General features: G+C 39.7%; 16 protein-coding genes and 1 tRNA gene. 12 read left to right on the top strand and 5 right to left on the bottom strand.

Going from position 1 to position 21,590, the window contains the following annotated elements; genetic code table 11:
• The first annotated feature begins 176 nt into the window (after positions 1-176).
• Positions 177-248, top strand: a tRNA-Arg gene (locus E0E36_RS19660).
• Positions 249-581: 333 nt separating this feature from the next.
• Here the strand turns inward: E0E36_RS19660 and ychF are convergent.
• Complete coding sequence (gene ychF / locus E0E36_RS19665) at positions 582-1,682, bottom strand: redox-regulated ATPase YchF (protein WP_130857416.1); 1,101 nt, start codon at positions 1,680-1,682, stop codon at positions 582-584.
• Between the two features lie 206 nt (positions 1,683-1,888).
• On the opposite strand from ychF, the gene E0E36_RS19670 reads away from it, so the two are divergent.
• The 3 genes from E0E36_RS19670 (at position 1,889) to E0E36_RS19680 (ending at position 8,074) form a co-directional block, all read left to right on the top strand.
• Complete coding sequence (locus E0E36_RS19670) at positions 1,889-3,076, top strand: ROK family transcriptional regulator (protein WP_013666393.1); 1,188 nt, start codon at positions 1,889-1,891, stop codon at positions 3,074-3,076.
• A 103-nt stretch (positions 3,077-3,179) separates the two neighbouring features.
• Positions 3,180-6,488 (top strand): SusC/RagA family TonB-linked outer membrane protein, encoded by a 3,309-nt coding sequence (locus E0E36_RS19675; protein ID WP_130857417.1) that lies wholly within the window; start codon positions 3,180-3,182, stop codon positions 6,486-6,488.
• Positions 6,489-6,499: 11 nt separating this feature from the next.
• Positions 6,500-8,074, top strand: coding sequence for a SusD/RagB family nutrient-binding outer membrane lipoprotein (locus E0E36_RS19680; RefSeq protein WP_130857418.1), 1,575 nt, complete (start codon positions 6,500-6,502; stop codon positions 8,072-8,074).
• A gap of 89 nt (positions 8,075-8,163) precedes the next feature.
• Here E0E36_RS19680 and E0E36_RS19685 read toward each other — a convergent pair whose 3' ends face one another.
• The 3 genes from E0E36_RS19685 to cmk all read right to left on the bottom strand — a co-directional run bounded on the left by E0E36_RS19685 (position 8,164) and on the right by cmk (position 13,783).
• Positions 8,164-10,551: a glycoside hydrolase family 3 N-terminal domain-containing protein gene (locus E0E36_RS19685; protein WP_130857419.1), complete on the bottom strand. Its 2,388-nt coding sequence runs from the start codon at positions 10,549-10,551 to the stop codon at positions 8,164-8,166.
• A gap of 131 nt (positions 10,552-10,682) precedes the next feature.
• The gene (gene rpsA, locus E0E36_RS19690) at positions 10,683-12,623 is read right to left on the bottom strand and encodes a 30S ribosomal protein S1 (protein ID WP_013666397.1); all 1,941 of its coding nucleotides are present in this window, start codon (positions 12,621-12,623) and stop codon (positions 10,683-10,685) included.
• Positions 12,624-13,105: 482 nt separating this feature from the next.
• A complete protein-coding gene (gene cmk, locus E0E36_RS19695; protein WP_013666398.1) occupies positions 13,106-13,783 on the bottom strand; it encodes a (d)CMP kinase in 678 nt (225 codons plus the stop codon).
• Positions 13,784-13,922: 139 nt separating this feature from the next.
• Here cmk and arfB point away from each other — a divergent pair, with 139 nt between their 5' ends.
• The 8 genes from arfB to fbp all read left to right on the top strand — a co-directional run bounded on the left by arfB (position 13,923) and on the right by fbp (position 21,176).
• Entirely contained in the window at positions 13,923-14,327 is a 405-nt protein-coding gene (gene arfB, locus E0E36_RS19700; protein ID WP_242627327.1) for an alternative ribosome rescue aminoacyl-tRNA hydrolase ArfB, read from the top strand.
• A gap of 178 nt (positions 14,328-14,505) precedes the next feature.
• The gene (locus E0E36_RS19705; RefSeq protein ID WP_013666400.1) at positions 14,506-14,910 is read left to right on the top strand and encodes a cytochrome c maturation protein CcmE domain-containing protein; all 405 of its coding nucleotides are present in this window, start codon (positions 14,506-14,508) and stop codon (positions 14,908-14,910) included.
• Between the two features lie 46 nt (positions 14,911-14,956).
• Positions 14,957-17,407, top strand: coding sequence for a heme lyase CcmF/NrfE family subunit (locus tag E0E36_RS19710; RefSeq protein WP_130857421.1), 2,451 nt, complete (start codon positions 14,957-14,959; stop codon positions 17,405-17,407).
• Between the two features lie 78 nt (positions 17,408-17,485).
• Positions 17,486-18,277 (top strand): Rossmann-like and DUF2520 domain-containing protein, encoded by a 792-nt coding sequence (locus tag E0E36_RS19715; RefSeq protein WP_130857422.1) that lies wholly within the window; start codon positions 17,486-17,488, stop codon positions 18,275-18,277.
• A gap of 9 nt (positions 18,278-18,286) precedes the next feature.
• Positions 18,287-18,805 (top strand): KdsC family phosphatase, encoded by a 519-nt coding sequence (locus E0E36_RS19720; protein WP_130857423.1) that lies wholly within the window; start codon positions 18,287-18,289, stop codon positions 18,803-18,805.
• Positions 18,806-18,837: 32 nt separating this feature from the next.
• Positions 18,838-19,410, top strand: coding sequence for a Maf family nucleotide pyrophosphatase (locus E0E36_RS19725; protein WP_130857424.1), 573 nt, complete (start codon positions 18,838-18,840; stop codon positions 19,408-19,410).
• 16 nt (positions 19,411-19,426) lie between these two features.
• The gene (locus tag E0E36_RS19730; protein WP_013666405.1) at positions 19,427-19,921 is read left to right on the top strand and encodes a metallophosphoesterase family protein; all 495 of its coding nucleotides are present in this window, start codon (positions 19,427-19,429) and stop codon (positions 19,919-19,921) included.
• 211 nt (positions 19,922-20,132) lie between these two features.
• Positions 20,133-21,176, top strand: coding sequence for a class 1 fructose-bisphosphatase (gene fbp / locus E0E36_RS19735; protein ID WP_013666406.1), 1,044 nt, complete (start codon positions 20,133-20,135; stop codon positions 21,174-21,176).
• Here the strand turns inward: fbp and E0E36_RS19740 are convergent.
• Positions 21,160-21,495: a MerR family transcriptional regulator gene (locus E0E36_RS19740; protein ID WP_013666407.1), complete on the bottom strand. Its 336-nt coding sequence runs from the start codon at positions 21,493-21,495 to the stop codon at positions 21,160-21,162. The genes fbp and E0E36_RS19740 overlap by 17 nt on opposite strands.
• Positions 21,496-21,590 lie beyond the last annotated feature (95 nt).

Consider the following 21,590-nt stretch of genomic DNA (forward strand, 5'->3'; position numbering starts at 1 on the left):
AGAGGTTACCGTCCTGATTTAGCTATTCAAACATAGAAAAAATAAAGTTTTTCTCCAATTGGATGATAAATGATATTAATCGATTAACTGTCAGTTTACTATCTCAATATTTAAATAAGAGGTGTTTTTATGATTGCATATGATAACAATTTTATCTATGTTTGCCGAATATTTTTTCACCCGTAGTTCAATGGATAGAATGTCAGATTCCGGTTCTGATGATGGGGGTTCGAATCCCTTCGGGTGAACAAAGAAAGCCTTTCGAAAGAGAGGCTTTTTGTGTATAAGAAGGGATGAGAACAGTAGGGCAGGCAGGGTTCGAACGCTCTCTTGGCGGCCTTAAGTGCGGGGAGGGTGCGACGCCAACAATCCCTTCGGGTGAACAAAGAAAGCCTTTCGAGAGAGAGGCTTTTCGTGTATAAGAAGGGATGAGAACAGTAGGGCAGGCAGGGTTCGAACACTCTCTTGGCGGCCTTAGGTGCGGGGAAGGTGCGACGCCAACAATGTCTTCGGGTGAGCAAAAAAGGCTATCTCGCAAATGGGGATAGCCTTTTTTATTGGGAGGGTCCGGTCTTCAATTCTTATACATTAAACCTAAAGTGCATGATATCACCATCTTCCACTATATAAGTTTTTCCTTCTACACTTAGCTTTCCGGCCTCTTTACAGGCATTCTCTGAACCGTACTTAACAAAATCGTCATACTTGATGACCTCGGCTCGGATAAAACCTTTCTCAAAATCGGTATGAATCACACCGGCAGCTTGCGGAGCAGTAAATCCCTTATTGATTGTCCAAGCGCGAACTTCCTGCACGCCTGCCGTAAAATAAGTAGCTAAGTTCAATAGTTTATAAGCAGCCCGTATAAGCTTATGTACGCCCGATTCTGTAAGGCCCAAATCTTCCAAAAACAATTGACGTTCCTCGTAACTTTCCAACTGGCTGATCTCTGATTCGATTTGCGCTGATATAACCAAAACTTCTGCTTTCTCGTCTTTTACTGCCTCTCTTACTCGATCTACATAAGCATTGCCGTTAACTACCGACGCTTCATCTACGTTACATACGTATAAAACAGGTTTTACGGTGAGGAGACTTAAATCACCGATATACTCAAAATCGTCTTCCGTTATGGGAGCGGTCCGAGCTGATTTACCGGATTCGAGATGCACTTTTACGATGGATAAAATATCAAAGGTTTTTTTTGCGTCCTTATCACCACCGGTTTTAGCCATTTTCTCCACTTTCTGAATGCGCTTTAATACCGTTTCTAAATCTTTAAGTTGCAATTCAGTGTCGATAATTTCCTTGTCGCGAATCGGATCGACGGATCCGTCTACGTGAATCACATTACCGTTATCAAAACAGCGTAATACGTGTATAATGGCATTGGTTGTTCGGATGTTACCTAAAAACTGATTTCCTAATCCCTCGCCTTTACTCGCTCCTTTCACCAAGCCTGCTATATCAACTATTTCGATTGTATTGGGAACCACGCGTTGGGGATTAACCAATTCAGCTAGTTTATTCAAACGTTCATCAGGAACAGAAATAACACCGACGTTCGGTTCAATCGTGCAGAACGGAAAGTTAGCGGCTTGTGCTTTTGCATTTGATAAACAATTAAATAAAGTAGATTTTCCGACGTTGGGTAAACCAACAATACCACATTGAAGTGCCATTTGATAAGTGCTTTTTTCTTTTTTGTTACAATTGCGGCAAAGATAGGAAATAAAAAGCGTTTTAAGATATCTTCGTTTTTGTTACAAAAAAAGCCATTTTTATTCTATTACCTATATAAGTATATTAAACTTTGATAAAAAAATTAATAAGTCTATTGCTTTTTGATATATACTTACTTATGTTTGCTACATCAATCTAAATTGTTGTGGAAGAAAAGCCTAAAAAGCAAAATGCATTAAAGCTAGATATTGTGCGGTATCTGTATTATCGGGGACCGATGGCTATCAATGAGCTCAGTAAGCTTGCGGGTAAAAGCTTACCTCTGATTACAAGCAATGTCAACCTCCTGAAGGAACAAGGATTGATAATAAATAGCCAATATGCACAGTCGACAGGTGGTAGGAGGGCTCATGAATATCAGCTTAATAGAGATTCAGGAAAATACATAATAGCGGTTTCTGTGGATCAGCTCATCACTAAAATAGCCGTATTCAACTTGCATAATGAAAAGATTAAAGAGCCTGACGAGAGGGTAATCAATCTTGAAAATGCCAGTGAATCGTTGAATGATCTCATCAATTTTATCAAAGAATATATAGAAGGACTTCCCTTATCTCTGGTTGATATCCTGGGGATTGGAATTGCAATGCCTGGTTTTGTAAACGCAGAGAGGGGAATTAATAATACGCACTTCGGTTTGGGCGACAAGAGCTTAGCCGATTATATAGCAAGACGGATCGGTTGTGAAGTCTTTATTGACAATGATTCAAGCGCTATTGCACTGGCGGAATTAAATTTCGGCGTGGCCCGAGGAATGCAGGACGTGATGGTGGTAAACGTTGGCTGGGGGATTGGCTTGGGTATGATTGTGAATGGGAAGTTATTTAGAGGACATAGTGGCTTTGCCGGCGAATTTAGCCATATCCCTTTAGCAGATAGTAATAATCTTTGCGTATGCGGGAAAAGAGGCTGCTTAGAAGTTGATGCTTCGCTGTTAGTGCTGACCGGAAAAGCCCGAAAAGAAATACAAAATGGGTATGCATCGAAAATGGAAGGCATGTTTTCCGGTGATGGTGCTTCCGATGTGGATGTTATTTTAAATGCCGCTAACGCAGGGGATCAATTAGCCGTTAATTTACTTTCGAAAGCAGGATTTCTTATTGGAAAAGGGATCGCTACGTTGATACACATCATGAACCCCCAAGGCGTCGTGGTAAGTGGTAGAGGAGCCGTTGCATCCCGGATTCTGATGGCGCCGATACAGCAAGCAGTAAATGAGTTTAGCATACCCATGTTAGCAGAGCAATGTACGATTTTGTCTTCATCGCTAAATAAAGAAGCCGAGTTATTGGGAGCAGCCACCTTGGTAATGGAAAGAACCGATCGATTTTAAAAAGCTAAATAATTGCCTATGATATAAAGTCAAAACCAAATCTAAATTTAAAATTAATCAAGAATCAATCAACTAAGTCGAATTTTAACAAACCAATCAAATCATGAAAGAAATCTATTTAAGAGCACTAGCTGCAGTGTTATTTTGTATGATAACTATCAGCAGCTTTGCACAGAAAGCGGTCACAGGAACCGTTTCGGATGCTCAAGGCCCCTTGCCGGGGGTCACCGTACGTGTAAAAGGAACCAGTAAGGCAGCCTCTACAGACGCAAAAGGTAATTTTTCCATTCAGGCGACTTCAGGCGAAACATTAACCTTTTCGATGATCGGTTATATCACGCAAGAAATAGCGATTACCAATCAAAGTAGTTTAACCGTTTCCATGCAGAATGATGAAAATGCACTGGAAGAAGTGGTCGTAACATCACTCGGTATTAAAAAAGAAGCCAAATCACTGGGATATGCGACAAGTACTGTAGGTGCGCAGGAACTAACAAAGACAGGTTCTCCCAACTTTGCTGGCGCATTATACGGAAAAGCACCAGGCGTGCGAATTTCAGCGGCACCAGGTGGAGCGACTTCAGGTATTAATATTAATATTCGGGGTATTAATTCAATCACAAAAAGTTCACAGCCCTTAGTGATCATTAATGGTGTCCCAATGCGCCAAACAGCTTTTAACAACTCCGATTATTGGGGCGATCAGCGAGCGAGAGGTAACGGATTGGAAGATTTAAATCCAGAAGATATTGAATCGATCACCATCTTGAAAGGCGCTTCGGCTGCAGCGCTTTACGGTTCGGAGGCGATGAATGGTGTTGTGCTAGTTACGACCAAATCAGGAAAAGGAGCTGAAGGTTTCACTGTTGATTTCAATGCTACCTATACTGCGGATAGAATCGCCTATTTGCCTAGATTTCAGGATGTGCGCGGGCCAGGATATGATGTTTCCTACGCAGATATTGGACAAGCAGAGGATATGTTTTTTTATTATCCTGATGGTGTAAGAGGTGTCGCTAATACTAGTTTAAACTTTGGACCTAAATTTGATGGTCAGCCTATTCGTTCTTGGGATGGCGAGATTCGCCCCTATAATGCCCAAAATGCTTATAGTAAATTCTTTAATAATCCAAATAATACCATCTTCAACCTTGCTTTGGGACATACAGGAAAAAGCTCAAATACGCGTTTTTCCTTAACGCGCCAAGACAATCAGATGACATCTTTGGAATCCTATAATAAACGGAATATTGCCAGTCTTAATACATCCTTCAAACTTTGGGATAAATTAACCACCGACGTGGTAATCAACTATGTCAATCAACATACGCATAATCGGCCATTCTTGACAGATCGTTTAATTAACAATTTTACAGGAATGATTTCCACTTTCGATAATCCTGAGTGGTATATGAATAAGTACAGAACTAGTCAAGGTTATAAGTATGTGACAGGGACCAATCCAAGCCTGACACCAGAGGAAAACCTTACTTATAATGGTTATAAAACCGATGTATTGGATTATATGTGGAACACTTTGGCCAATCAGTCGGATGAGTATTCCAATAGGGTAATCGGATCGTTTACTAATACATGGCAAGTAACACCTGATTTATCTCTTAGAGCACGAATTTCAGCGGACATGACCTCTATGAAACGAGAAGATAAAAATCCGACAGAAAGGCCAATTTCAATAGATCCAAATACAGGTTCCTATTTCTTAGGAAACCAAAACGCCAATGTATACTATACCGATTTATTAGCGAGCTATAACAAGCAAATAACGAGTGACGTAAAATTAGGAGCTATGCTCGGCTATACCGCTTCTAAAACGGAGGATACCTATGTACAAAGGAGAACAGATGGCGGTTTAAGTGTAAGAGATTGGTTCGACTTGAACGCTTCGGTAAATCTAGCTAGATGGGATGATCGATATAACTATAGAAGAAATATGTTGAGAGATGCGTTATTTGGAACCTTAAATTTTAACTTAAAGGATTACTGGTTCGTGGAAGGAACATTACGCAGGGAACGCATTTCTACAATGCATCCGGATGATAATGTATTATATTATCCGTCAGTAAATTCGAGTCTAATTCTAAACGAGGCCTTTAAGTTGCCTGAGGTTTTTGACTATGCCAAATTAAGGGGATCATGGGGTATAGTAGGTAATTATCCTGACATCTATCAAAGTGCTCTTAGTTTAACGCAAACAAGTTTGGGCATTCAGGCAGAGGGGGGGCGACCTGTAACATATACTTTAGTGCCTACCTCAGCATTTGGTAATGAAGGAATAAAGCCAGAAACAAAATATGAATTTGAGTTTGGATTAGAAACTCGCTTACTAAGTAACCGATTAGGATTTGACATTACTTACTACAATGGTCAGGTTCGCGATCAAATCTTGAATTATACTTTACCTATAACTTCGGGGGCTTCTTCCATTTTAGCCAACGTAGGTACGTTGCGTAATTCAGGCTGGGAATTCGCAATCACAGGAGTTCCTGTGCAAACGGATAACTTCCGTTGGAATTCGGTATTGAATTTTTCGATGAATAAAAATAAGGTCGAGGCCCTGCCTGGGGGTGCTGATAGGTTAACGCTGAGAGACTATGACGGTGCCGCAGCTCAATTGGTAGCCAACGTAGGACAACCTATTGGCGATATTATGGTGCATCCTGTTGCAACGGATGCTAATGGGAATAAGATTGTTCAGGATAACGGTCTGTATCAATTAGACGCCGACACCTGGGTTAAAGCAGGGAACGCTATGCCAAAGGTCGTAGGAGGTTTAACCAATACGTTTACGTATAAAAACTTCACATTAGACGCCCTGATTGATTTTCGTTGGGGAGGGCATGTAATGCCAACAGGTATCAATTGGATGATCAGTCGTGGCTTATTGGAAGAAAGCTTAAATTATATGGATGCCGAACATGGAGGTCTTAGCTATTACATAGATGGTGAAAGAGGAGTTGCCTTCGAAGGGACTGTTGGTCCTAATGGTCAAAAGATATACCACGACGGAATGCTAATGGAAGGTGTACTGGCTGATGGTACACCTAATAGCAATGTGATTTCGCAAGTTACTTACTATGCAAATACGTACAACTGGGGCGGTCCACAATATTCGAATTCTCGCTATGAATTATATGTACAGAAAAACAATTATATCAAAATGCGAGAGCTATCGTTAGGTTATAGGCTACCAGCGTCTATTGCATCTAAATTGAAAGCAAAAAATCTCCAGCTTTCAGTATTCGGTAGAAATTTGTTTTTCATCTATAGATCTATTAAAGATCTGGACCCTGAACAAATGACTGGAGGATCCTTTTGGATGGATCAGGTAACCAATGCGGGAACAAGTCCAGCTACCAGAACTTATGGTTTAATGTTACGTGCAAGTTTTTAAACTAACAGAAAATGAAAAAATATTTTATCATAGGGCTATGTACAGCCACATTATCGATCTCTTCATGCAAAAAGTCATCTTTCGATGAATTTTACAGAGATCCTTCAAAAGTAACAGAAACAACGGTAGATAAACAATTTGCGGGCATGATATATGGTTACCGACAGCTTATAGTTCCGGATTACCGTAATTATTTTGTAACCATACTTCCTACTATAGCACGGTATATCCAAATAGATGGTTGGGCAAATGAGGCAAATCAATTAACACCTGGCGCGGCAGCTATTGACGACCGATGGTCAAGATACTATGAAGGTCTTGCACAATTTAGAGAACTGGAAACAACCTACAATAATTCAGATCCTTTAATACAGGGAGAAACACGAATTTTCTATTTAACAGCTAAGATCTTGTTCTATGATCAGACGCAACAAATTGTTGATTTGCATGGTGACATCCCATGGAGCCAAGCAGGTAAGCTAAGTTCAAACGGAGGTGATTATTCGATTTCTTATGCGCCATACGACACGGCGATAGACATCTACACTGCCATGTTGGATGATCTTGCGACCATTGAAGAAGAGTTGAATAGTCTCACAGTCCCGAGTACTTCAAACTTTTCTTCTCAAGATCTGGTCAATAATGGAGATGTAGAACTTTGGAAAAAATATTGTAATTCTTTACGTTTGAGAATGTTAACTAGAGTTTCGGCATCTTCGCAATTTAGCTCTAGAGCACAATCGGAAATCGCAGAAATTGCGAATGATCTTTCATCATTGATCTTAACCAATGCCGATAATGCACAGCTAGACGTCTTTGATGCGTCGACTGGAATTAATGCTACTGGTTTTCAAGATGCACTAGAAAGTTGGAATGGAAATATTGCTGGAAAAGTAATGATAGACCATATGCTGGCCAATCTTGATCCTCGACTTCCCTTTATTTTTGAACCTGGAGCTGAGGCTGATGGAAGATATATTGGATTGGATCAGTCATTGACTGGATCCGTTCAATCAAATTTGATTACTGGACCAGCTGCTAGCGGGGGTGGAACGATAGCCATCTATAACCGGTCAACATTTTCAAGAAACGATTATTTCCCTGGTATGCTGATTTCAGCTTCAGAAGTGAACTTTCTTTTGGCAGAATACTTCTTGAAAGCGGGCAATATGGCTTCCGCCAAGACCTTTTTTGAAAACGGTATTAAAGAGTCTATCGCGCTTTTTCAACAAATTAGGGCAGTAAGTAATGATATTCTTGTTCCTGCAGCGGCAGCTCCAACTGCGACACAAATTAATACATATATTAATAATGTTAATTGGGATGGCAATACAAATAAAATTGAGCTCATAGCCTATCAAAAATGGTTGCACTTCAATATGATGCAACCCGTTGAGAATTGGGCTGAAGTAAGACGCTTGGATTATCCAACGTTTTTATTTCGAGTGCAAAATTCGGATATTCAGAAAACTGTTCCTGTTAAATTTAATTTACCCTCATCAGAGCAAGTATATAATTCGACGAATTACCAAGCTGTTGCAGGACAAGACAATGTTAACACTAAACTGTTTTGGGACGTAAATTAATGCGAACCATTAGCAGAAAATATTAAAATTGGTCTATAAATGTTTGAGGGGTGGACACATCAGTCCACCCTCTCTTTTTATAGAAAGGACTACAAGTTATAATCCTTATTCAATTCAACATCCGTTGTCAATAGGATATTGTCCGAAGAAGAACCGATCATAATCTTAAATCTACCTTTTTCGGTAACCCATTTCATCTGCGCATTTAATAACTTTAAATCTTCCGCATGAAGAACAAATTCCATCTTTTTTTCTTCTCCTGCCTTCAGATGAATCCGTTGAAAGTTTTTCAGTTGTAAAATAGGCGTTACTACGCTTGAGATCTCATCGCGCACGTAAAGTTGAACCACTTCATCACCAGCATATTTGCCTGTATTTTTTACTTTAAAGGATATGCTTAAATTAAAATCATCCGGTGTTTCTGTTAATTGATGTCTAATATCGGTGTAAGCAAAAGTGGTATAACTTAATCCGTAACCAAACGAATAAAGGGGCTTAGCGTCTACTTCTACATAATCGTGTTTTGTGGGGTTTTTATAATTGTAATAAACCGGTAGCTGACCAACAGATTTAGGAACAGAAACGGAGAGGCGGCCCGCAGGATTGTAATCGCCAAACAGCACATCTGCAATGGCGTTTCCACCTTCTTGTCCCGGATACCATGCATCTATAATGGCATCTACATGCTCTTGTGGCCAATTTAAATTTAGCGGACGTCCTTTAATGGTAACCAGCACCACCGGTTTGCCCGTCGCTTTAACTGCTTTTAGTAATTCTAATTGCTTTCCTAACAAATCTAGCGTCGCACGATCAAAACCTTCACCGCTTTCCATGTCACTTATTTTTCCTTGTGTGGCAGTTACCTGCGCCGCCCCTGTTTCCTGATAAGAAGTTTTAAAATCACGTGCACTGGAGCCCCCTAAGACAATAACGACTACTTCGGCAGCTTCGGCAGCTTGAACTGCTGTACTGATAGCTATTTCCGATGTATCTCGAATATCACAGCCTTTTACATAATCAATCCTGGTGCCGGCTCCTAATTTAGCTTGTAGGCCTTCTAATACCGTCACAATGTTTTCTTCCGCTTGCGGAGCCGTATAATCTCCTAGTTGATTATATATATTGTCGGCATTAGGACCGATAAGGGCCAATTTTTTTATAGACTTGCTCAGGGGTAAAAGATTTCCATTATTTTTTAATAGAATAATTGATTGTTGCGCCACTTTTCGCGCCAACTCAATATGGTTGGGAATTCGTACTGTTCTACTTACTTGTTTTATGTCTACGTAAGGGTTTTCAAAAAGACCTAAAGCGAATTTCTGATATAAAACCCTGCTCACAGCGGTGTCTAAGGTTGCCTCCGTAACTTTTCCTTCCTTAATTGCTGCCAAAAGGGCCCGGCCATAGCCGTAACCACTCAAATCAGCGTCGAGCCCGGCGTTGATAGCTTGGCTTGCAGCTTCTGCGGCATTGGCTGCTACATGATGACTGCCTACTAAACCGGAGATACTTCCGAGGTCGGATACGACAAAACCTTTGAAATTCCACTGATTTCTTAATAAATCTTTTAATAACCAGGGGTTGGCAGAACAAGGAATACCATCTATCGAGTTATAGGCGGTCATAACGGATAAAGCACCCGCTTTAACTGCTTCCCCGAAAGGAGGGAGGTAGCTTTGATAAAGTTCTCTTTGACCTACGGTAACACTACCGCCATTGTGGCCGCCTTCGGGTACTCCATAGGCAGTAAAATGTTTTAGCGTTGAGATTATATTTTTTCCACTGCTCAAATCGGTTCCTTGGAAACCGGTAACCATTGCCCTTCCCATTTTTGCATTCAAAACAGGATCTTCCCCGTAAGTTTCTTCCAGGCGTGACCAGCGTGGCTCTCGCGCCAAATCGAGGATAGGCCCATAACCCACATGTCCACCAACAGCGCGAGTTTCCGCCGCGATTGCCTGCGCCATCTCTTGTATTAGCGTCGGATTCCATGTGCTAGCTTGTCCGATAGCAGTTGGGAAAACAGTGGTTCCGATTGCCATATGACCATGAGGACATTCTTCGGATAGTAAAAGTGGTATTCCCAAACGTGTACTATCGACCATATATTTTTGCAAAGCATTGGTAGCCATCGCCGCTTCTTGAGGCGACAATCCTGTTTCTAATGTCTTTTTAGTCCATGGATCAGCACGTAGGGTAGCCCAAAGCATGCCGATGTGCTCTCTTTGCACGGCTTCTTTAAATTTAGTACTGACAGTAACGCCTTTACCGCTCTTTGTATACATTTCCCAACCTAATAAAGTAGCAAGTTGTCCTACTTTCTCTTCCACTGTCATTTTATTAAGCAAATCTTTGACGCGTTCGCTGATCGGCTTTCGAGGATCTTTATAGATGGGTTGCGGTTTAACATACTTAAAAGAGAGGAGTGGGCAAATAATAATGAGTATTAAAACTAAGTTGATCTGTCTTTTTATCATAAGGTATTGTGCTGATAATTTGATTCTAATTTACCAAAAGTACCAGAAAGTGTAGGTATGACCATTAAAGAATTTATAAAAAAAATGCCGCCCTTTTTATGGGGCGGCACATACTTTTATTGAAGGGAAGCTTATTTAGATTTCTTAGAACCTTCTTCGTCTTCCATTTGCTCTTTTAACTGAGCCAATACATCTAAATCACCTAAGGTAGATTTTTCAACAGAATCTTTTACCTTTTTAACGGCATTTGATGCAGCTTTCGCTTCTTTCTTACGATTATTGAATTCTTCAATACGGGCTTCTGCTCTTTCATCTTCCCAAATACGAGAATGTGAAATTACAATACGCTTCGCTTCTTTATTGAATTCGATAATTTTAAATTGAGCGGATTCTTCTGCTTTTAAAGCTTTACCATCTTCTTTGATGCTGTGCTTACTAGGGCAGAAGCCTTCAACTCCATAAGGAAGTGCTACGATGTCACCTTTATCAGTTACTTTTAATACGGTACCTTCGTGAATAGAATCAACCGTAAAGATCGTTTCAAAAGTATCCCAAGGATTTTCTTCTAATTGTTTGTGTCCTAAACTTAATTTACGATTTTCTTCATCAAGTTCCAATACAACTACATCTAGTTCTTCACCTACTTTTGTGAATTCATTTGGATGGTTGATTTTCTTAGACCATGATAAGTCAGAAATGTGAATTAAACCATCAACTCCCTCTTCAATTTCAACAAACACACCAAAATTAGTCATGTTTTTAACCACTGCTTTATGCTTGCTTCCGATAGGATAGCGTTCAGCAATGTTTTTCCAAGGGTCTGGAGTTAATTGTTTAATACCTAAGCTCATTTTACGCTCTTCGCGATCCAAGGTTAACACCTCTGCCTCGATTTCGTCACCTACTTTCAGGAATTCCTGCGGGCTGCGTAAATTTTGAGACCATGACATTTCAGATACGTGAATCAAGCCCTCAACACCGGGAGTGATTTCTAAGAATGCACCATAATCTGCAACAGTAACAATTTTACCCTTTACTTTAGAACCTACCGCTAATGCCGGATCTAAGGATTCCCAAGGATGAGGAGTCAATTGTTTTAAACCTAATGCAATACGTTTTTTCTCGTCATCAAAATCAAGAACAACCACGTTGATCTTTTCGTCTAATGACAATACTTCTTTTGGATGCTCGATACGGCCCCAAGAAATATCTGTGATGTGCAATAAACCATCAACACCACCAAGATCGATGAATACACCGAAATCTGTGATGTTTTTAACAGTACCTTCCAGTACTTGTCCTTTTTCAAGTTTTGCAACGATTTCTGATTTTTGGTTTTCTAAATCATCCTCGATCAGCACTTTGTGTGAAACCACCACGTTCTTGAACTCATGGTTAATTTTAACTACCTTGAATTCCATTGTCTTACCCACATAGATGTCATAATCACGAATGGGTTTGATGTCAATTTGAGAACCTGGTAAGAAAGCTTCAACACCTTTGATATCCACGATCAAACCACCTTTTGTACGGCTTTTTACGTAACCGTTGATGATGGTGTCGTTTTCTAAAGCTTCATTGATTGCTTCCCAAGATTTTTGTGTTTTAGCACGCTTGCGGGAAAGAACTAATTGTCCGTTCTCGTCTTCGCGTGATTCAACGAACACGTCTACCTTATCACCTACTTTCAGGTCAGGTAGATCGCGGAATTCAGAAAGAGATACCAAGCCATCTGATTTAAAACCGATGTTAAGTACCACGTCTTTGTTGTTAATGGAAACCACGGTTCCTTCAACAATTTCTCCTTTATTGACGGAGTTAAAAGTACCAGCGTATTGCTCTTCTAATTTAGCACGCTCGTCTGCGCTGTAATTTCCGAAACCTTTTTCGTCTTGATCCCAGTCGAAGTCGCCTTCAGGTGTGATCCAAGTATTGGATTTGATTTCGTCGATGAACGTCGAATCAGCTTCTGATTCAATGTTTTCTCTTTCCTTAACTGATTTTAAATCAGCATCTTGGATTTCAGCTTGTTTAGCTTTTAATTCTTTTTCTGCTTCTTGTTTTTTTGCCATTAATTATTTTGTCTCCTTTTCCTGAAATTCATCAGGACTGCAAAGGTGCAAAAATTATTTCTAAATAAAGCAAAAATTATGAGTTTTATTAGCAAAAAGTGGTGATTATCAGGTAACTTAACCAAGAGAGTTTGTCCATTATGCGTTGCAAAGGCGATTCATAAGAAAGTCTGTATTACTGCTCGGTGTTTTTAGGTTTTTCGTCTTAGCACTAATGGTGCTGCCACTGGTTAACCACTTAAGTGCTTCCCTGCGTAACGTCTCCGAAACGAGCAACCAACTCTGCTCTTTCTTCTAAACGTTATCGGGATTTTATCGGGGCGGTATCGTGGCCTGATCGGGAAATTGCCGATAAAAAGCCGATCAGGAGTAAGTAAAAAGCAAATAGAACGCAGCATTTAGTTAGAAGTTGATCAGGCTATCTTGCGTTCGCTAACGATCAGTAATTTAACTACCCACAACGCATAACGTTTAACTTATAACTAACTTTTCGCTTTCCCCACTTTATCTAGTACAAAGTCGAGCTGTTGTTCCTCAGTCATATCGGTATTATCTAAAATAATAGCATCTTCGGCTCGTACCAGCGGGCTTTCTTTTCGCGTAGTATCTTGATAATCACGATGGGCGATATTTTCGAAAACCTCTTCCAGTGTGATGTTTTCACCTTTGTTCTTTAGTTCCAAGTACCGGCGTTCAGCTCGTATTTTAGGGTCAGCGGTCATGAAAATTTTAACCTGCGCATGTGGAAAAACAGCAGTTCCTATATCTCGTCCGTCCATCACCACATTTTTTCGTGCACCCATTTTCTGCTGCTGTTTTACCATTGCCTGTCGGACCGATTTTATAGCGCTTACGGTACTCACATTTTCAGAAACAGGCATTTGTCTGATTTCGTCGGAGACGTCCTCCTCATTTAAAAGGACATGGGTTACCCCTTCTTCTTTATGAAAATCGATGTGGATGTGTTCAAGCGCATTTTGCACCTGCTCTTCATTAGTCACATCAATGTTGTTTCGCAAAAAGTATAAGGTTACAGCTCGGTACATGGCACCACTGTCTACATATACATAATGAAGTTTATTTGCTAAAGCCTTTGCGACCGTGCTTTTCCCGCAGGATGAATAACCATCAATCGCTATAATAATATTCTTCTTTGTCATGGGTGCACAAAACTAGAGAAAATGCTTGGTATTCACGAACAGTAATAAGTAGTTTAATGTCTGTTATTACTTAACTCTATGGTAGTAAAACCACTAGATTATTTATTACATGCTTATCTTTGTGGTTTAATGGGTAATTATGCACAGTATAGATGAATTAAGTCCTTATATTCAATATAAAACTTCAAGAAGCGGAGGAAGCGGTGGCCAGCATGTGAACAAGGTTTCTTCGAAGGTTGAGTTACAATTTGATTTCGAAGCTTGTAAATTATGGAATGAAGAAGAAAAAACGCACCTACGGCAAAAATTGAGTAATCGATTGTCATCCGAAGGTAAGTTGCAAATTATTAGCCAAAAGGATCGATCCCAATTTAAGAACAAAGCCTCAGCACAAGAAAAACTTTTGCATATACTCGCTGCTGCATCAAGTGTGCAAAAATTGCGGAAGCCTACTAAAAGAAGTAAAGCTTCGGTCGAGAAAAGGTTGGCTGATAAACGATATCGGGCACTGATAAAAATGAAAAGAAGCGGAAATGTAGATTAGAATGATTCTTAATAAAGCCTTGCCCTTGCTATGTTGCCTGTATGTATTTAGTATTTAGTATTTTTGCGCAAAATCTGTATCAGAAATCTGCACTGTTTTTAGTGCAAGGAGAAGTGGTATATCGGAATGATAAACCGGCAAAGACGCAAGAGACAACACTAAAAAACTGAAATATTACATGAAGAAGGGAGCTATTTTAGGTATTATAATTATTGCAGTAGCGATAGCGATGATCATTAGTATTTACACGGATTCCAGTACATATGCGACATTTACCGATGCGCAGAAGACAGAATCAGAAATACATGTGGTAGGAGAATTGAATAAAACAAAAGCCTTATACTACAACCCGACGGAGAATGCCAATTATTTCGCTTTTTATATGCTTGATAATAATGGTACGGAATGTAAAGTTGTTTTTAATGGATCCAAGCCGCAGGACTTCGAACGTTCGGAGCAAATTGTTTTGACAGGAAAAATGGTAGGAAAAGAGTTTCATGCATCCAAAATTTTGATGAAGTGTCCTTCCAAGTATAACAAAGATCAGGTAGAAGTTACGGAGTCTGCTTCTACTAATGTTTAAAATATTGTTGTATTTCCAATCCTAATCGTAACTTTTATAAAATTTAATGGATATTCAGTATCAAGGTGAAAACCTCCTTCCCGGCCAGCTCGGCCAGTTTTTTATCATTCTTTCTTTTGGCGCAGCGCTTTTATCGTGCATTAGTTACTGCTTCGCTACCCGATATAAAGATGATGCATCTTGGCATAAAATAGGTCGTATTGCTTTTTTTATTAATATAATAGCGGTAATTGGCATTGGAAGTAGCCTTTTCTATATTATTTATAATCATTTATTTGAATATCACTATGCTTGGTCTCACTCTTCACGAACCTTGCCGGTATATTACATAATCTCAAGTTTTTGGGAAGGACAGGAAGGTAGTTTTTGGCTTTGGATGTTTTGGCAGGCTGTCTTAGCGCTCGTAGTAGTGGCTCGAGGTAAAAGTTGGGAAAGTCCTGTTATGACGACAATTATGTTATGCCAAACTGTTTTGGCCTCCATGCTTATAGGAATCGAAGTTTTAGGTGAGCGAGTGGGGAGCTCGCCCTTTATTTTGTTGAGACAAGCGTTAGAAGCGCCTATTTTCTCTAATCCGAATTATCTTAGCATGATTGCCGACGGTAACGGTTTGAACCCCTTATTGCAGAATTACTGGATGGTAATCCACCCACCAACGTTATTTTTAGGCTTTGCTTCTATGGTGGTTCCTTTTGCTTACGGGATAGCCGGCTTATGGCAACGGAAATATAAGGAATGGCTGCGGCCGGCCTTGCCATGGTCTCTCTTCGCTGTAATGGTATTAGGTGCCGGTATTATTATGGGGTCATTTTGGGCTTATGAAGCACTTAATTTTGGTGGATTTTGGGCTTGGGACCCGGTTGAAAATGCTTCCATTATACCTTGGTTTACATTAATTGCTGCAGTGCATGTTATTGTCGCCTATAAAAACTCGGGGCATTCTTATTTTACGGCTACTTTTTTAGTGTTAATAAGCTTCGTATTGGTTATTTACGCATCGTTCTTAACCCGTAGCGGCGTATTGGGCGAAACATCTGTTCACTCCTTTACCGATCTGGGCATGTACTGGCAGCTTGTTGTTTTTAACCTGACCTTTTTCGCCCTTATGGTTTATTTCCTTGCTAGTAGATGGAAAGAACTACCGATCACTAAAAAGGATGAGGAAACGTATTCAAGGGAATTCTGGTTGTTTATTGGCGCTTTAATTTTGGTAGTGGCGTGTGTCCAAATTATCGCTACGACATCAATTCCGGTCTTTAATGCAATGTTTGGAACAAAGATAGCGCCGCCCGTTGATGCGATAGCGCATTACAATAAGTGGCAAGCTGCTTTTGCGATCCTGGTACTTATTCTGTCGGCCATCGCACAGTTTCTAAAATATAAAAAAACTACCCCGAAGATCTTTTATGCTAATTTGCTGGCTTCATTCGTCGTTTCGCTTGTTGTTACCGGTATTTTACTCTATTTCACAAAGGTTTATACCAATTTTATTTACGTGTTGTTGTCTTTCGGAGCTGTATTTGCGCTGGTTGCCAATGCAAGAATACTAGGAGATGCTTTTAAAGGAAAATGGAAGTTGGCGGGCTCTTCAGTAGCGCACATCGGATTTGCACTATTGATTATCGGTGCATTGGTTGCGGCTGCAACAAATAAGGTCGTTTCTTTAAATGCCGGAGGTTCCATTCCTATAGCAGGTTTTGAGGAGCGCGAAAAACCCGGTGAAAATCTGTTTTTATATATCAACCAGCCGGTTGAGATGGGTGGTTATACAATCACCTATATTGGCGATAGTATTGCGATGCCTAATATTTATTATAAAGTAAATTACGAACGCAAGGATGAGAAGACCGGTAAGGTCATCGAAAAGTTTCAGTTAACACCCAACGCGCAGCAAAATCCGAAAATGGGATTAATAGGAACGCCGAGCACAAGGCATTATATAACAAAAGACATTTATACAATTGTAACTTCTGCTCCTAAGTTAGATGATCCGCAAGAGCAGGAACATAATCATGAAGGGCATGATCCGAATGAGGGATATGAAGAGCCAACAACGCAATTGGTCAATATCGGAGATACACTGCGTTATAAGAACGGCTTTATTGTAGTCAAAGGTGTAAATAGAAATGCGACTTTGCAAAATATGCCTTTAGCCAATGGTGATTTGCTCTTTGCATTGCAATTAGAAGTGCATGCAGTTACCGGTGAAGTATATCAAGCAGATCCAAAATATTTGATAAAAAACGGGAATAGCTTTGATTTTGCTAAAGATGTAGAGGAACAGGGTTTACGTTTGCGGTTTACAAAGATTGCTCCCAATAAAGGTATGGAATTGATGATTTACCAAAAGCCATTGCCGGAAAAAAAATGGATCGTTATGAAAGCCATCGAGTTTCCCTATATAAACTTCTTCTGGTGTGGAACAATCATTATGACCATTGGTTTTGTGCTTTCAATCTTTAGGCGAAACAAGGAATTAAAAGGAAAAATAGTGTAAACATTTATTTCCTTTTATTGTTAATTTTATCCCACGGGGACTGCAGTGAAAATCTCAGTCCCCGTTATTCTTTAATTTATGGAGATAGTTATTCTAGGTAGTGGAAACGTGGCGACCCATTTAGCTTTTGCCCTGAAAAAAGCGGAGTACCATATTAAACAAGTATATAGTCGCGATATCGATCATGCAAAACATTTGGCAGACGGTATAGGTGCTGAGCCCATCGACAACTTACTATACATTACTACCGAAGCAGATGTATATGTTATCGCTGTTAAAGATGAAGCGATTCTTGAAGTAGCTTCCGAGCTGCGTTTACGGAACAAGATTTTATTGCACACTTCGGGGAGTACTGATATGGATGTGCTAAAGCCCTTTTCGTCATCGTACGGCGTATTGTACCCCTTACAGACCATCTCGAAAGAAGTAGAGTTAGATTTCTCAAAAGTGCCGTTGATTTTGGAATTTTCCGATCAAAGAACAAAGGAGGAGATATTGAACATGGCCTTTAAATTGTCGCCGATTATTCACGAATATAACTCGGAACAAAGACGATGCTTACATCTTGCAGCCGTTATTGCTTGTAATTTTAGTAATTATTTATATGCCATTGCTCACGATTTTTTAACAGAAAAGAAAGTGGATTTTGATTTGTTAAAACCGCTAATTAGCGAGACAGCTCATAAAATACAAAGTCATGATCCGAATGCAGTGCAAACAGGGCCGGCAGTAAGGAATGACGGGAATATTATTCGTAAGCATCTGGATTTATTGAAAGCCCATCCCAACTGGCAGCAAGTTTATGAGCTGATTAGTGAAGATATCGTGCGCAAATATTGGAAGGAAGACAAACAGAACGAAACCAAGTAAAAAGAAAGAATGTTATTTGAAAAATTGAAGTCGGTTAAAGCCTTTGCGTTAGATGTAGACGGCGTGCTTACTGATGGGCTTGTATTGGTTAATGAAGAAGGGCATCAACTGAGAAGGTTTAATATTCGCGATGGCTACGCCTTGCAGCTTGCGGTTAAGAAAGGTTTTCCATTGCTAGTGATAACCGGTGGCCAGTCTGAGGGCGTTAGAAAGCGTTTAGCAGGTTTGGGAATAAAGGATATTGAGCTGGGTGTTAGCGATAAAGTCGCTGTATTTAAAAACTGGTTGACCAAGTTGGAGTTACATCCGGAAGATGTTTTATATATAGGTGACGATATTCCTGATCTTGAAGTGATGAAAATAGTAGGTCTTGCTGCATGCCCGAATGATGCTGCAGAAGAAATTAAAGCAATCGCTCACTACATCGGTGCCAAAAACGGTGGGGAAGGGGTTGTCAGAGAAATTATGGAGAAGGTTTTAAAGCTACAGGGAGCTTGGGATGCAGATCAATATATAAAAAGCGTATAAGGCAAAAACGATTGCCTGAAATTTTTTAAGTTATGGAAAATTTGGATCAAAAGAATATTATTCTAGCCTCGCAATCACCCAGACGCAAAGAGTTGTTGACCTCATTGGGACTTGATTTCAAGGTGGAAATAAAGGAAATTGAAGAAACATATCCCGATACCATGAGAGGGGCAGCCGTTGCACTGTATATCGCTACAAAGAAGGCGGAGGCGTTCGGTTTAAAATCGGATAAAGATATTTTAATCACTGCTGATACCATTGTTAGTATTGATGATCGGATTCTCGGGAAACCGGTTGATTATGATGATGCGTTTAAGATGCTCAAGTTGCTGTCGGGGCGAAGACATGAGGTAATCACGGGCGTTGCGCTAAAAACAATAGAGAAAGTTCGATCCTTTTATGAGGTGACGGCGGTTTATTTTAATGAACTGAGCGATGAGCAAATAAACTATTATATTAAGACTTTTGAACCCTATGATAAGGCCGGGGCTTACGGTATCCAGGAGTGGATCGGTGCGGTTGCTGTTGATCATATAGAAGGCTCCTATACGAATGTAATGGGATTGCCTACGGCAAAACTTTATAAAGAACTGGTGAAATTATAACGCTAAAGGGAAAAGGATGACAAAAATAGGCTTGCTTGCCGACACACATAGCTATCTGGACGATGCCATATTTAAACACTTCGCATCATGTGATGAAGTTTGGCATGCGGGTGATTTCGGGGACATTACATTAGTTGATAAATTAGCTGATTTTAAACCCTTAAGGGGCGTATATGGAAATATTGACAATAAAGATGTCAGGATACGTTACCCGGAGGATTTACGCTTCAGATGTGAAGAGGTTGATGTGTGGATGACACATATTGGCGGCTATCCTAATAAATATGCACCTCGCGTAAAAGCAACTATTTACTCAAATCCTCCCCAACTATTTATTTCGGGACATTCTCATATATTGAAAGTGATATATGACAAAAAAATTAATTGCTTACACTTAAATCCGGGTGCCGCAGGCAAACAAGGTTGGCATAAAGTTAGAACACTTATGCGTTTTAGCATCGACAAAAACCTTATTAAAGATCTTGAAGTGATTGAACTTTCAGGTTCTTAGTTACACTAATTTAAATTTATTTGATGATGTTTTTTTATTTGTAAATTGTTTTTTATCAATGCAGTATGTGTACAATTTGTGTAGTTTGTACACATATTTTGATTAGGGTGTTTTACACTAAGTGTTGTTTTTTTAGTATTTTTACAGCGCAATTTTTTGTTGTTGTTAAAAATAAAAATCGTTTCTTATTGTAAATTTTAAAGACTAAATTATGACAGCCGTAAAGACCCTGGGTCAATTTATTATTGAAAAGCAAGCTGACTTTCCGTATGCAAAAGGTGAATTAAGCAGATTATTAAGAGATATTGGTATAGCCGCAAAAATAGTAAACAGAGAGGTCAATAAGGCTGGATTGGTTGATATACTTGGAGACGCAGGGACAACGAATGTGCAAGGAGAGGGGCAGAAGAAATTGGACGTATATGCCAATGAGCAATTCATCGCGGCTTTAAGGAGCGGAGGAGAGTGCTGCGTAGTTGCTTCTGAAGAAAACGATGAGTGCATCTATATTGAATCCGAAATATCAAAAAATGCCAAATATATAGTAGCCATAGATCCCTTGGATGGATCTTCAAATATCGATGTAAATGTAGCGATAGGGACGATCTTTTCTATTTATCGCCGGCAAAGTTTGGACGGCAAGCCGCTAATAAGTGATGTGCTGCAAAAAGGAAGTGAGCAGGTTGCGGCCGGTTATGTGATTTATGGTTCATCAACCATGCTAGTGTATACCACAGGTAAAGGTGTGAATGGCTTTACATTAGATCCGTCAATCGGAGAATTCTGTTTGTCTCATCCTAATATGAGAATTCCAAAGGAGGGTAAAATCTATTCAATAAACGAAGGCAATTACGTTCACTTTCCGCAAGGAGTAAAAGATTACATCAAATATTGTCAGGAGGAAGATATAAATTCGGGACGTCCTTATACATCCCGATATATTGGATCGATGGTAGCTGATATTCACCGAAATCTCATTAAAGGGGGAATCTTTCTCTACCCGGTATCATCAGCTTATCCGAAAGGGAAATTAAGGCTTGTTTATGAATGTAATCCGATGGCCTTTATATTAGAGCAGGCTGGGGGAATTGCCATCGATGGTTCCAACCGCATTTTAGATATCGTTCCCGATCATCTTCATCAACGTTCGGCTATTTTTCTCGGTTCAGAAAACATGGTTAACAAGCTTATGGAGTTTTTAAGCGGCAGTAATTTGATGACCTATAAGGCTGATAGTGCTATAAGCGCTCCTTAACCTCAATTAAAAATTGCTTTAACTTTTCAAGAGAATCAATCACCCGTTGGTTCTCTTTCGCTTGGTTTTTATTCGCCTTTAAATAATCACGCGCTCCTTGTAAGGTATATCCTTTGTTCTTTACCAAATTAAATATGATCTTGAGATTTTCGATATCTTCCGGTGTAAAGAGTCTATTACCTTTTTTGTTTTTCTTTGGCTGGATAATATCAAACTCGCGCTCGTAAAATCTTATTTGCGATGCGTTCACCTCAAACATCTCCGTAACCTCTCCCATGGTATAATAGAGCTTGTTGATTTCTCGTTCTTTATAAGGCATATTTTATGGATATTTGCAGGTGAATTTACAAAAAAGTTTCTTGTTGATCCACTGCTTAATTCGATCTCAAAAAAAAAGAAAATACCCAAATAATC

Origin of the sequence: Olivibacter jilunii, assembly GCF_900607235.1 — a bacterium.
Lineage (GTDB): Bacteria > Bacteroidota > Bacteroidia > Sphingobacteriales > Sphingobacteriaceae > Olivibacter > Olivibacter oleidegradans.

Coding starts and splice junctions, on each gene's coding strand:
- ychF (WP_130857416.1), bottom strand. CDS start 1,682: ATGGCACTTCAATGTGGTATTGTTGGTTTACCCAACGTCGGAAAATCT.
- E0E36_RS19680 (WP_130857418.1), top strand. CDS start 6,500: ATGAAAAAATATTTTATCATAGGGCTATGTACAGCCACATTATCGATC.
- E0E36_RS19725 (WP_130857424.1), top strand. CDS start 18,838: ATGGAAAATTTGGATCAAAAGAATATTATTCTAGCCTCGCAATCACCC.
- arfB (WP_242627327.1), top strand. CDS start 13,923: ATGCACAGTATAGATGAATTAAGTCCTTATATTCAATATAAAACTTCA.
- E0E36_RS19740 (WP_013666407.1), bottom strand. CDS start 21,495: ATGCCTTATAAAGAACGAGAAATCAACAAGCTCTATTATACCATGGGA.
- E0E36_RS19685 (WP_130857419.1), bottom strand. CDS start 10,551: ATGATAAAAAGACAGATCAACTTAGTTTTAATACTCATTATTATTTGC.
- E0E36_RS19675 (WP_130857417.1), top strand. CDS start 3,180: ATGAAAGAAATCTATTTAAGAGCACTAGCTGCAGTGTTATTTTGTATG.
- E0E36_RS19730 (WP_013666405.1), top strand. CDS start 19,427: ATGACAAAAATAGGCTTGCTTGCCGACACACATAGCTATCTGGACGAT.
- fbp (WP_013666406.1), top strand. CDS start 20,133: ATGACAGCCGTAAAGACCCTGGGTCAATTTATTATTGAAAAGCAAGCT.
- cmk (WP_013666398.1), bottom strand. CDS start 13,783: ATGACAAAGAAGAATATTATTATAGCGATTGATGGTTATTCATCCTGC.
- E0E36_RS19710 (WP_130857421.1), top strand. CDS start 14,957: ATGGATATTCAGTATCAAGGTGAAAACCTCCTTCCCGGCCAGCTCGGC.
- rpsA (WP_013666397.1), bottom strand. CDS start 12,623: ATGGCAAAAAAACAAGAAGCAGAAAAAGAATTAAAAGCTAAACAAGCT.
- E0E36_RS19715 (WP_130857422.1), top strand. CDS start 17,486: ATGGAGATAGTTATTCTAGGTAGTGGAAACGTGGCGACCCATTTAGCT.
- E0E36_RS19705 (WP_013666400.1), top strand. CDS start 14,506: ATGAAGAAGGGAGCTATTTTAGGTATTATAATTATTGCAGTAGCGATA.
- E0E36_RS19720 (WP_130857423.1), top strand. CDS start 18,287: ATGTTATTTGAAAAATTGAAGTCGGTTAAAGCCTTTGCGTTAGATGTA.